The following is a 12,362-nucleotide window of genomic DNA, read 5'->3' as shown; positions in this document are numbered from 1 at the left end:
ACAAAAGAAAAATTAGTTAATTACTTTTTCTTCAGCTTGAGCTGCTTGGTCTGCTTGGATAGCCGTTAGAGCTACTGTGTAAACGATATCGTCTACTAGAGCGCCACGAGACAAGTCATTTACTGGCTTGCGCATACCTTGAAGCATTGGACCGATAGACACTAGATCTGCTGAACGCTGTACCGCTTTGTAAGTCGTGTTACCCGTGTTTAGGTCTGGGAATACGAATACTGTCGCTTTACCTGCAACTGGAGAGTTAGGCGCTTTAGAAGCGGCTACGTTTTCCATGATTGCTGCGTCGTACTGAAGAGGACCGTCGATCACTAGATCAGGACGTTTCGCTTGAGCAAGTTTGGTTGCTTCACGCACTTTATCTACGTCTGCACCTTTACCAGATTCACCAGTAGAGTAAGAGATCATAGCAACGCGTGGGTCGATACCGAATGCCGCAGCAGAATCTGCAGATTGGATAGCGATTTCAGCAAGCTGTTCAGCTGTTGGATCTGGGTTGATCGCACAGTCACCGTATACAAGCACTTGATCAGGCAGAAGCATGAAGAAGATTGAAGATACGATAGAAGCATCAGGAGCAGTCTTGATGATCTGGAACGGAGGAACGATAGTGTTCGCCGTTGTGTGAACAGCACCAGAAACTAGGCCGTCAACTTCGCCAGCTTCAAGCATCATAGTACCTAGGAATACTGAGTCTTCTAGCTTCTCACGAGCAACAACTTCAGTCATGCCTTTAGCGCCACGAAGTTCTACTAGACGAGCTACGTAGTTTTCGCGAACTGATGCAGAATCGATGATCTCAACGCCAGCGCCAAGCTCAACACCTTGCTGCGCTGCAACGCGACGGATTTCTTCAGGGTTACCTAGAAGTACACACGTTGCGATACCGCGCTCAGCACAGATAGCCGCAGCTTTAACTGTACGTGGCTCGTCACCTTCAGGAAGAACGATGCGCTTAGCCGCTTTACGAGCAAATTCAGTTAGCTGGTAACGGAATGCTGGTGGGCTTAGACGACGGATGCCTTGAGTACCTTCAGATAGAGAATCAATCCAAGGGCCATCAATGTGGCTTGCAACGTGATCGTTAACGAACTCGATACGCTCTTTATCGTCAGCAGGAACTTCTAGGTTGAAGCTCTGTAGGTTTAGAGACGTCTGCCAAGTGTTACCTTGAGCTTTGAAGATCGGTAGACCTGAAGCGAATGCTGGTGCGCAAAGGTTAGCAATGCTTTCTGGAATGTCGTAACCGCCAGTCAGTAGGATTGCGCCAATCTCAACACCGTTTTTCGCAGCAAGAGCCGCAGCAACGATAACGTCAGGACGGTCTGCAGAAGTTACTAGCAGTGAACCTGGCTTGAAGTGCTCAATCATGTGCGGTAGAGAACGTGCACAGAAAGTGATGCTCTTAATACGACGAGTTGAGATTTCACCTTCGTTAACGATTTCAGCGTTAAGGTGCTTAGCCATATCAACCGCACGAGTTGCGATTAGGTCGATGCTCCATGGCACACAGCCAAGAACACGGATAGGGCTAGAATTGAAGATTTGCATTACTTCAAGGTTCGCTTGCTGAGCGCTGTCTGCATCATCAAAGATTTCAGATAGGTCAGGGCGAGTACGACCAGCTTCATCAACAGGAGCATTAAGCTTGTTGATGATTACGCCTTTGATATTCTTGTTTTTTGTACCGCCGAAGTTAGAACATGCTACTTCGATACGCTCTTTAAGTTGCGTAGGGTTGTCAGTACCAGGAGTCGCAACGAATACGATCTCTGCGCCAAGCGTTTTTGCGATTTCTGCGTTCACTTGGTTTGCAAACGGGTGCTTACGAGTAGGGACTAGGCCTTCGATTAGCGTTACTTCAGCGTCTTTGTTGATTTTGTTGTATTGCTCAACAACAGATTCAAGAAGTACATCCATTTTTTCACTACCGATCAACGCTTCAGCTTTAGTCATCGCAATTGGTTCACCAATCTTGATGTCGCTGTTTGTGCTAATGATAGTTGATGTTAGATCTGGTTGATCGCCACCGCTACGAGGTTGAGCGATTGGTTTGTAGAACGAAACACTTACGCCTTTGCGCTCCATCGCGCGAAGAACACCCATGCTTACACTAGTAAGACCAACACCAGCGCTTGTAGGGATAAGCATAATAGTACGGGACATTGAGGAGTACCTTTAACTATTGGAATGAAAAAAGCTCAACTCCTGTTCCTACCAACATTTATATAGGGGTAGGAATAAAAGTTGAGCCCCATTTTTCTTAGATAAAAATCTGACTAGCGTCGAGTGAAGCTAGTCAGAAAATTCGATTAAAGACCTGCTAGTTCAGCTGTATCTTCTGCAATCACTAGCTCTTCATTAGTAGAGATAACCATTGCTGGTACACGGCTGTTTTCAGTCGTGATAGTACCTTCGCCGCCGAAACGAGCTTTAAGGTTAGCTGCGCTATCTACTTCGATACCGAAGAATGCAAGACGGTTAAGAACCATTTCACGGATTGGCGCTGAGTTTTCACCGATGCCACCAGTGAATACGATAGCGTCAAGGCGACCTTCTAGGGTTGCAGTGTAGCTTGCAACGTATTTAGCTAGACGGTGACAGAATACGTCCATTGCACGAGTAGCTTCTTCTTTCTCGCCGTAGTTGTCTTCAACGAAACGACAGTCAGAAGTTACTTGAGTTAGACCTTGTAGGCCAGACTCTTTAGTGAACATTGTGTTGATTTCATCAACGCTCATGCCAAGTTTGTCATGTAGGTGGAACATAACAGCAGGGTCAAGGTCGCCACAGCGAGTACCCATTACAAGACCTTCAAGAGGAGTAAGGCCCATAGAAGTATCTACAGATTGGCCATTCTTGACTGCACAAACAGATGCGCCGTTACCTAGGTGACAGTTAATGATGTTAACTTCTTCAATAGGTTTGTCTAGAAGCGTGGCACACTCACGAGTAATAAATAGGTGAGATGTACCATGTGCACCGTAACGACGAATACCGTGATCTGTGTATAGGTTGTATGGAAGCGCGTATAGGTAAGCTTCTTCTGGCATTGTCGTGTGGAAAGCAGTATCAAATACAGCAACGTTTTTTAGTGCTGGGAATGATTTTTGAGCTGCTTTAATACCGATAAGGTGCGCAGGGTTGTGAAGAGGAGCGAAAGTCGCTGCATCTTCGATACCTTTAATTACTTCATCAGTGATTAGTGCTGATGAAGTAAAGTTTTCACCACCATGCACAACACGGTGACCGATTGCTGCAAGGTTTTCAGAAAGTTCTGGCTTAGAAGCAAGAATAGTTTCTACCATGAAGGCTAGTGCTTCTTCGTGTGCTGCGCCATTACCTAGTTGAGCTTCGTGTTTACCATCAAGTTTCCACTTGATACGAGCTTCAGGAAGATGCAGACATTCTGCAAGACCTGTTAGATGCTCGTCACCAGATACTGCGTCAACTACAGCAAATTTAAGAGAAGAACTACCACAGTTTAAAACTAAAACTAGCTTAGACATTAATGACTACCTGTTTATTTTTCTGATCGAAATCAGTTAAGGATGAAAATTAATCTCAAGAATAGTCGAAGCACATAGGCTTGCGTACTAACCTTGGTCAAAAAAACGTTAATTTCCGTATAAAGTGAAAGCGCTCTTTATCAAAAAGAGGCTTGTGCATTCCTTGCAGAAGTCTTCTCAAAGTTGCTTAAATTGTAAATAAGGGCAACAATGAGATTGAGGCCTGCAAATAATAGCGATATTGTGCAAATATAACAAAAAAATTTGAAAGAATATTATTTTTCGTCAATTTTTTGTGTTTTTAGTTGATGATTTCAACTTTTTTTTAATGGGAGACTCATATGAGCAATAGAGTTGGTTTAGCTAGTAGTTTAAAAGATGGCCAAAAGTACATGGATCTCTGGCCCGTCCGAAAAGAGTTAAACGCGATCTTCCCAGAACAGCGCATTATTAAAGCGACCCGTTTTGGCGTGAAAGTGATGCCTGCGATTGCTGCTATTAGTGTTCTTACACAAATGGTCTTTAATAATTACCAAGCGATGCCACAAGCTGTGGTCATGGCTTTGTTTGCAATCAGCTTACCGCTTCAAGGCATGTGGTGGTTAGGTAATCGCTCAAACACACAACTTCCACCTGCGCTAGTCTCGTGGTATCGCGAACTTCATGAGAAGATCACTGAAACGGGTTTTGCGTTAGAGCCAATGAAGTCGCGCCCTCGTTATAAAGAATTGGCGATCATTTTAAATCGCGCATTTCGTCAGCTAGATAAATCCTCAATGGAACGTTGGTTCTAATGAGTTTCAACTCTCCTCTTGTCTGAGAGCAACTATTCTTCATTGATGGTTTGTTCTCAGGTTTGACTTTAATATTTTCACTTCGTTTTTATTCATCTCGCTCCCCCTCATTCCTTTTTTCTCTTACTACTCATGTAGTTTCTTACTTTTCAAATTCTGCCTTTCACTATTTCACGCATTTTTCGAGCCTTGTTGTGTTTTTGTTAAATATCACTTCAAGTCATCAATGGTTACAGGTAATAATATCAATAGTGATGTTGTTCTCTTTGAGCGAGCAATAATGAGCAGAGCTTGATTCAGGGAGCGATAATGAGTTCTGTAAAAAAGGTATTGGCAGCGGTCGTAAGTTGTCTGTTGTTGCTATGGACAAGCAATGTCATGGCGAACGTTGCCAAAGTTTCGGTTTCACAAGTTGTTGACCATCCAGATCTGAATGCAACACGTCTAGGACTTCTTGAAGGATTGAGAGCAAAAGGTTACGAACCGGGTAAAAATTTAGAGTTTTCTTATGAAATGGCTGGTGGCAATCCCGTTCAGGCAGCAAAAATAGCCAGAGAGTTAGTTAGTGAGAACCCTCATGTATTAGTTGGCATCGCGACACCGACCTCTCAAGCGTTGGTTTCAGCGACTCGAACGATCCCGATTGTGTTCACCGCGGTGACAGACCCTATCGGAGCAAGACTTGTTAAACAATTGGAGCAGCCGGGACGAAATGTCACGGGCCTTTCTGACTTATCACCTATTTCCCAACATGTATCTCTTATTAAAGAGCTACTCCCCAATGCAGTTTCAGTCGGTGTGGTTTATAACCCAGCAGAGGCAAATGCTGTTGCTTTAGTAGGGCTGTTAAAGCAGTCTACACGAGACTTTGGCTTTACTTTGCATACTGCTAAAGCGTTGACTATCGATGATGTAGAAGAAAAAACAGCATCCGTGGCTAAAAAATCTGATGTTATCTACGCGCTAACCGATAACACGGTGGCAAGTGGTATTGAAGGACTTATAAATGCAGCAAACCAAGCTGGCACACCCGTGGTTGCAGGAGCAACGTCTTATGTTGGCAAGGGAGCAATAGCTGGGTTAGGTCTAGATTACTATGACGTTGGGGTGCAGACCGCTGATTATGTGGCCGCTATTTTGGACGGACAAAAACCAGGGAAGTTGAGTGTTAAAACGGCTCAAAGCTCTCAGTTGGTAGTTAACCTAGATGCCGCTCGTATGCTTGGTTTGACGCTACCTAAGTCTGTGGTTGATCGTGCGATAGTCAGTCGTTAATAGGTATTTACATCAAAAAAATCATGTTTGATAAGTCACTTTGTTAACAGGGACTTAAACCATCATAATGAACAACATTAGTCGACTCTCACCATTAGCTGCGATCTATTTTATTCATTTTTAAGTAGTTATTTACCCGATAGGTGCATCGTTAATACCAACTTACATTATTTTACATCGAGAGGGCTGTCGATTAATGTCATAATATTAATGGAACTAATGAAAATAACTGAGCGCTAAGAGCACATTCTATGAAAGTAAATAGGCACTTTAGCCTTACCTTTGTCTTCGGCTTTCCCGCTGTGATCGCGACCATGTTACTTGGGCTGATAGGAAAAAATTATTTTGATGCGGTTGAAAAAGACATCAGCAGTGAGTTTCAGCGTATTGAAGAAGTGTTTAAACGAACGACCAAAATTGTTACCGCTCTAGATTACAGCTTCTCTAATTACTACAAATCAGGAAACCCTCTTTTCCTTGATCACAATAAGCAAGTGGTTGATGGTCTTTGCCGAATTTGGCCCATTGACGTATTACTTCTTGCTGACGGAAAAACCGCAGATATCCCCTCTGTCGATATCGACTATATGTTGGTTGGTCAAGAACCCCTTTGTAATGAAACCAGTGATAGCTATAAAAGTGCGTCAGAAAAAATTGCTCTCGCGCCAATTCTTTCATTTTTGTCCCAGCTTGATGAATATCACAACGGCGTACACTTTATTGATACTCGTGGGTATGTGATCTCTTCGCCAGAAGACTTTGCTAAAGAGCTAGGGAAAGAACTACTTTCGACCATAAAAAGCCGCCCGTATTGGCAAAGAACCGCCAACAATCCAGAACAATTGACTTTAACGGGTCCTGCGTATCGATTTGACTCTCTTGACCGTATGATAAGCATGACGATTCCGGTGTTTCATAAGGGGATACATCAAGGAATGCTTTCTGTTGAGATTGACGCCAGTAAATTGCTTGCGAGTTCGAATGAGCACTTAGCCGGTAGAATCGATATTATTGATACCACCTTGGTTAATCCGGTTGATAGCGCTACTTTCTATCGCGCGATACAACTGGAAGGAGTCACCTCTCATCACGCGATGTACTACGAATTAGATTTTGCCAAAGAGGTAGAGCACTTTTTTGTCTACGAGAAAGACAGTCTGATTGTCGCTATCATCGTATATCTATTCTCTGTAACGCTCTTTTTCTTCGTTAACTCCAATATTGAACGTGGTTACTTCAAAGAGCTAGCAGCTAAAGATCCGATGACCGGGCTGCTAAATCGCAGAGGATTGGAAGCTTTTTGGCGCAGTGTGGAGCATGACCAGTTATTCGCCTTGACTGTATTTGACATTGATAATTTCAAGTTGATTAATGATACCTTTGGGCATGACAAAGGGGATGATGTTATTCGCTACATGTCCCGCCAGATAAGTAATAGCATTCGAAGTAGTGATGTAGCAGCAAGGTTTGGTGGTGAAGAGTTTGTCGTTTATCTTAAAGGTGATGATCGTGAAACGTTAATGAGGACATTAGAGCGTGTTAAAAATGCTGTCTGTGCAAACTCAGCTAACATTGTACCTAATGGTTTTACTGTCTCTGGTGGTGTTTGTATTACTGAAGCTGAGCATAATAACCTAAGCTTTGAAGAGATATTCAAACACGCGGATGAAAAGTTGTACGTGGCTAAGACGACAGGTAAAGACCGCATCGTATTTTAACCACGCTATTGAACTTCTATGTTAGAGAAGAAGGGGAACTAACTCACACAGTTTGGCGATGTTCCTCTTGATAACGCTGAAGGCGCTCCACAATAGGTGGCGCTTTCTTGAAAGTGCGAATTTCTTTAAATAGTTCGTTCGCTTCAGGGTAGCCTTTACTTAGATAAACAAACCACTGCTTCACTCTATTGGGGTAGTACATGCCTTTGTCCCCTTTTATTTGAAACTCTGAATAGCGTAGCAAAAGTTCGATGACTTTATTCCACGGCATTTTTGGGTGGTTGTGCTTAACGACGTTGCCAAGATTTGGAATGTTGAAAGCGCCACGACAGACCATCAATGAATCGACGCCAGTGGCTTCTATGCAATCTTGACCATCTTGATAGTTCCAGATTTCCCCATTAGCAATCAAAGGTAGAGACGTTTTTTCTCTTATTTGATTGATGTAATCCCATTTAATTTCGCTGGCTTTATAGCCGCCAACTTTGGTTCTTGCATGCACAGTGAGTTCGTCTGCCTTTGCTTGTTCGATAGCGTCGACAATTTCAAAGCACTCTTCCGGGTGCTCCCAACCCAATCGAATTTTTGCAGATACGGGAATGTGTGCTGGCACCGCATCTCGACAAGACTTCACCACTTGATAGATGAGTTCTGGTTCTTTTAGCAGTGACGCACCGCCATTACTTTTGTTTACCGCTTTTGCAGGGCAACCAAAATTAAGATCAATGCCTTTAGCGCCTAAACTAGCAGCTTGAAAAGCATTCTCGGCCATCCAATTTGGGTGTTGTCCTAGAAGCTGGAGATGGATTGGAACACCAGCCATGGTTTGAGAGCCTTGATGCAATTCAGGGCAAATACGGTGAAAAACATGCGGAGGAAGAAGTTGATCAACTACGCGCACAAATTCCGTCACACAGAGATCGTAATCATTGATCTCTGTGAGAATTTCACGCATTAGATGGTCTAAAACGCCCTCCATAGGGCCAAGTATTACTCGCATTTGCTTTACCGAAACTGAATGGATCGAAAATTAAGACGCGTGATTGTACGGGCAAGTTAAAAGCTTGTCACTATGAGCTAGGTGAATCTGACGTAACAGTTATTTCACCGGTTAGAGGGAAGTAGTTGAGCCTTGGTAAATCTTCGCCTAGCGAGTAACCATCAGTGTAGTAGTAATAGCAGCTTGGATCTGATGTATACCAAGCAACGATCGGTTCTTCTGAAGGGAATACTGAGCTACCGTGATCTCTAACGGTGAGGTCAGTATTCATGAGCGCCCGCCAAAGCCTTGCGCAGTCACTCCCTCTAATTGCAGTCCCCGAATTAATCGGTAGTTGATCAACAGCGATTGGAAAACCAGTCGATGAAGGATAAACGCTGCCTTCACCATAATCGACATCTTGATTAAAATCAGGCTCTCCATCAACAAGCCACTGTGAGTGGTAAAGGTTAACCGCAGTTCGAAAAGAAGAAAAAGCACCTTGAGCTATAGCTTCATGGCTATCGCGTTGGTAATTTAGAAAGCGAGGAGCTGCGGTAACGGCAAGTATGCCTAAAATAACGACGACAGAGACCAGCTCTATCAAAGTAAAACCATTTTGGTGTTGTTTCATAATGTATTCTATATGTAACTAAATATTTCAGTGACTCTTTTTACACTTCAAACTTAAATTTTCAAAATGAAATAAGTTTAGTTTGCTGAATTGAACTAAAGATAATGTTTGCGTGGCTACTGGTAGGTGTAATTAATCATAGAGCTATACGAATAATTACTAATTGTTAGCCTTGTGGGTATAATGGAGACAACAGAATTGACCGACTAGTGAAGTAATATGAAGTATCAATTATTGAGTCTTCCTGACTCAATTAACGACGTAACAGCCCAGTTTGTAGAAGGTGCTATATTTGCATCTAACCTTGCAACTAAACCTCTTGACCCAGAGGCTTGGTTACCTATAGCTATTCCTGAAACTGGTCAGGACTTTGTTCCTCAAGTCACCGAGCAAATTAATCGCCAACATAACCTCATTCAGCGAAGTGAATATTTGCTTACAGAAGTGCTTGATGCAGATAACTTTGCTGAACAGCTAGCCGATTTTTCTGAAGGTTTTATGATGGTCTGGCCGACGATTGAAGAACAGTGGCAGGAAACGTCAATCGCAGATGGCACATTACGCATGCTACAAGCAATGTTAACAACATTCATGCTGGCGATTGATGAAGAACAGACAATCGAGCAAATGAAAGCGGCTGGATTAGAAACCCCGCCAACTTTGAATGATCTCGTCGGGCAAGTCGATTTGATGGTGACAGAAGTTGCGCTAGCAGCGGATGAAGCGATGCTCGGAAATAAATCTCAAAGTGTGAATCCGTTTAAGGGCATCGGCCGAAATGATGTTTGCCCGTGTGAAAGTGGTAAAAAGTTTAAACAGTGCTGTGGTAAAAAAGCTTAATTGCATTGTTTATAGATAATAAAAAGTCGACGTAATGTCGACTTTTTCGTTTCTTAACATGATGAGCTAATTGTTAGTCATTCTTTGATTTAACGAATTGAGAGATCACTACAAAACTGAAAGCAACCAAGTTACCCGCGAAGATAATCACTAGCCATTGAGGCATTGAAAGTTCTAAGAACTGCCATACTACCTTGCTGCAGTCGCCGTAGGCCTCAAACATCCACGGAGCCCATTGGTTTAGAGGTGCCCAGGTAGGGAAGGTCACGAACAGGTCACAGGTAGCGAAAGGAGACGGGTTAAACTGGTAGTCAACGTGCTCTAAAGCAAGCATCAACCCTTTATACGCACCTAACCCCCAACCAAGTAGACCTAGCCAACGTGATATCGGATTATGCGGGGCAATAGCACCAATCATTGCTGCGATGCCGATAGCGAGCATAGCAACGCGCTCGTAGATACACATTACACAAGGGCCAAGCATCATCACGTGCTGAAAGAAAAGAGCACATGCTTCAAAAAAGACAATAAAAGCCAGCAGTAAAAGCCAAGATAAACGTCCCTTAGAGAAGTCTTTGAGCATTGCAAAAAAGTTCACGAATTTAATCCTGTCAATAAAATAAAAAAGCCCTGATTACTCAGAGCTTTTTATCTTGGATAAGTTTCCTAATCAACTAATATTTTTGATTAGTTAGATGTACCTATTGTGTTTAGCGATAGAAATCCGGGTTAGTGGCCACCGGAGATAACTGGAGCTACCACTTCACCCGTACGGTGAATGATCCAACCTGCATCATAGAACCATGCTGTCATCGGTTCTACGAAGAACACAATACCGGCAAGGCCAACAAGTGCTAATGCGAGAGTATATGGCAAAGCCATGATGACCATGCGGCCGTAAGACAGTCGAATTAACGGAGCAAGTGCTGACGTTAATAGGAATAGGAATGCAGCTTGGCCGTTTGGCGTAGCAACAGAAGGTAGGTTGGTACCTGTGTTGATAGCAACAGCAAGCAGATCAAATTGGTCGCGAGTGATGACGCCTTCAACCAGAGCTGTTTTAACTTCGTTGATGTAAACCGTACCGACGAATACGTTGTCTGAAACCATCGACAAGATACCATTGGCTACGTAGAAGAGTGCGAGCTGTGCGCCTTTATCTTCAACGTGAAGTACAGCATCGATTACTGGCTTAAATAGAGCCTGGTCGATGATTACAGCAACAACCGCAAAAAAGACGGCAAGAAGTGCGGTAAATGGCAGTGCTTCTTCAAAAGCTTTACCCATCGAGTGCTCTTCAATTACACCTGTAAACGCTGTAGCTAAGATGATCACTGAAAGGCCAATCAAACCGACTTCAGCGACGTGAAGCGCAAGGCCAACAATAAGCCAAACTGCGATTGCACTCTGAACCCATAGTTTAGCTACATCTTGTTTTGTACGATTTGCGCGTTCTTTGTTGTCAAATTCAACTAAGATTTGGCGAACGTTATTTGGCAGCTCTGCACCGTAGCCAAACACTTTGAATTTCTCGACAAGTGCACAAGTTAAAATACCACAGAAGAAAACAGGCAGTGTAACTGGCAGCATGCGGATAATAAATTCACCGAACTCCCAACCCGCTTGCTTAGCAATTACTAAGTTTTGTGGTTCACCTACCATGGTCATTACACCACCCAGAGCAGTACCAACACCGGCGTGCATAAGTAGTGAACGTAAGAATGCGCGGTAGTTTTCAAGGTCATCACGTGTTAGCTCAGAGATCTCTTCATCATGAGTATGATCGTGCGCAGACGTTGTGCCCTTACCTGATGCAACCTTGTGGTAGATAGAGTAGAAGCCCACTGCAACGCTAATGACTACGGCGATTACTGTCAGCGCATCTAGGAAGGCAGACAAGAATGCTGCGGCGACACAGAAAGCGACAGAGAGTAGAATTTTGGATTGGATACCGAGCAGGATCTTCGTAAAAATGAACAGAAGTAGTTCTTTCATGAAGTAGATGCCAGCAACCATGAATACGAGTAAGAGTAATACTGGTAGGTTTGCTTGTAGCTCATGATAAACCATTTCTGGTTTAGTCATGCCAATGGCGACGGCTTGAATTGCCAATAAGCCACCGGGTTGGAGAGGGTAGCACTTTAGAGCCATAGCTAGAGTGAAAATAAACTCAACCACTAATAGCCACCCCGCAACAAATGGGTCAACTAGGAAAAAAACAAACGGGTTGATGATTAAAAAGGAAATGATGGCAAGTTTATACCAATCAGGAGCTTTACCAAGGAAGTTTTTGATAAAAGCGTTTCCGAGAGACATCGGCATGTTAATACTCTTTTATGTTGATTATGAATAGACAAGCAATACAACATTTTGAGAATCGAGCTGTAGATTTAGTTAAAACCTATAACTAACAGTGACTTAGAAAAACTACATTCCATGTAATGTTCTGTGGTCTTGCCAAGTCACTCCCTTAGAAACTCAAGCACTGCTTATTTTTGAGCGCAACTCTACTCTTAGATAACATTTAGTCAACAGGAAAACCCCTGTAGCACTAAAAATACCTCTTTTTTGTTGAGAAACGCGATCAAAGTAGCGCAAGCA

10 protein-coding genes are annotated in these 12,362 nt (G+C 43.2%); 4 read left to right on the top strand and 6 right to left on the bottom strand.

What is annotated here, in order from left to right; all coding sequences use genetic code 11:
• Nucleotides 1-12: 12 nt before the first annotated feature.
• Together pta and AB4180_RS18895 are read right to left on the bottom strand one after the other, a co-directional pair.
• Nucleotides 13-2,178, bottom strand: coding sequence for a phosphate acetyltransferase (pta, locus tag AB4180_RS18900; RefSeq protein ID WP_029224061.1), 2,166 nt, complete (start codon nucleotides 2,176-2,178; stop codon nucleotides 13-15).
• A gap of 146 nt (nucleotides 2,179-2,324) precedes the next feature.
• A complete protein-coding gene (locus AB4180_RS18895) occupies nucleotides 2,325-3,521 on the bottom strand; it encodes an acetate kinase (RefSeq protein WP_017099050.1) in 1,197 nt (398 codons plus the stop codon).
• Nucleotides 3,522-3,862: 341 nt separating this feature from the next.
• Here AB4180_RS18895 and yfbV point away from each other — a divergent pair, with 341 nt between their 5' ends.
• The 3 genes from yfbV to AB4180_RS18880 all read left to right on the top strand — a co-directional run bounded on the left by yfbV (nucleotide 3,863) and on the right by AB4180_RS18880 (nucleotide 7,308).
• A complete protein-coding gene (gene yfbV / locus AB4180_RS18890; protein WP_017099049.1) occupies nucleotides 3,863-4,315 on the top strand; it encodes a terminus macrodomain insulation protein YfbV in 453 nt (150 codons plus the stop codon).
• Between the two features lie 309 nt (nucleotides 4,316-4,624).
• The gene (locus tag AB4180_RS18885; protein WP_017099048.1) at nucleotides 4,625-5,590 is read left to right on the top strand and encodes an ABC transporter substrate binding protein; all 966 of its coding nucleotides are present in this window, start codon (nucleotides 4,625-4,627) and stop codon (nucleotides 5,588-5,590) included.
• 251 nt (nucleotides 5,591-5,841) lie between these two features.
• Complete coding sequence (locus AB4180_RS18880; RefSeq protein WP_017102829.1) at nucleotides 5,842-7,308, top strand: sensor domain-containing diguanylate cyclase; 1,467 nt, start codon at nucleotides 5,842-5,844, stop codon at nucleotides 7,306-7,308.
• Between the two features lie 43 nt (nucleotides 7,309-7,351).
• Here AB4180_RS18880 and dusC read toward each other — a convergent pair whose 3' ends face one another.
• Both dusC and AB4180_RS18870 read right to left on the bottom strand, forming a co-directional pair.
• Entirely contained in the window at nucleotides 7,352-8,308 is a 957-nt protein-coding gene (gene dusC / locus AB4180_RS18875) for a tRNA dihydrouridine(16) synthase DusC (protein WP_017099046.1), read from the bottom strand.
• A gap of 70 nt (nucleotides 8,309-8,378) precedes the next feature.
• Nucleotides 8,379-8,921: a prepilin-type N-terminal cleavage/methylation domain-containing protein gene (locus AB4180_RS18870; RefSeq protein WP_009848626.1), complete on the bottom strand. Its 543-nt coding sequence runs from the start codon at nucleotides 8,919-8,921 to the stop codon at nucleotides 8,379-8,381.
• A 219-nt stretch (nucleotides 8,922-9,140) separates the two neighbouring features.
• Between AB4180_RS18870 and AB4180_RS18865 the strand changes: the two genes are divergently transcribed.
• Nucleotides 9,141-9,761, top strand: coding sequence for an SEC-C metal-binding domain-containing protein (locus AB4180_RS18865; protein WP_017101192.1), 621 nt, complete (start codon nucleotides 9,141-9,143; stop codon nucleotides 9,759-9,761).
• A 73-nt stretch (nucleotides 9,762-9,834) separates the two neighbouring features.
• On the opposite strand, the gene dsbB is transcribed toward AB4180_RS18865, so the two are convergent.
• Nucleotides 9,835-10,359 (bottom strand): disulfide bond formation protein DsbB, encoded by a 525-nt coding sequence (gene dsbB, locus AB4180_RS18860; RefSeq protein ID WP_017101191.1) that lies wholly within the window; start codon nucleotides 10,357-10,359, stop codon nucleotides 9,835-9,837.
• A gap of 131 nt (nucleotides 10,360-10,490) precedes the next feature.
• The gene (nhaB, locus tag AB4180_RS18855; RefSeq protein WP_017101190.1) at nucleotides 10,491-12,083 is read right to left on the bottom strand and encodes a Na(+)/H(+) antiporter NhaB; all 1,593 of its coding nucleotides are present in this window, start codon (nucleotides 12,081-12,083) and stop codon (nucleotides 10,491-10,493) included.
• Nucleotides 12,084-12,362: the final 279 nt, after the last annotated feature.

It is taken from the genome of Vibrio sp. 10N.286.49.C3, assembly GCF_041469545.1.
GTDB classification, from domain to species: Bacteria; Pseudomonadota; Gammaproteobacteria; order Enterobacterales; family Vibrionaceae; genus Vibrio; species Vibrio tasmaniensis_A.
The sequence above is the reverse complement of the archived record's forward strand: the minus strand, read 5'-3'. Positions and strand labels throughout refer to the sequence as shown.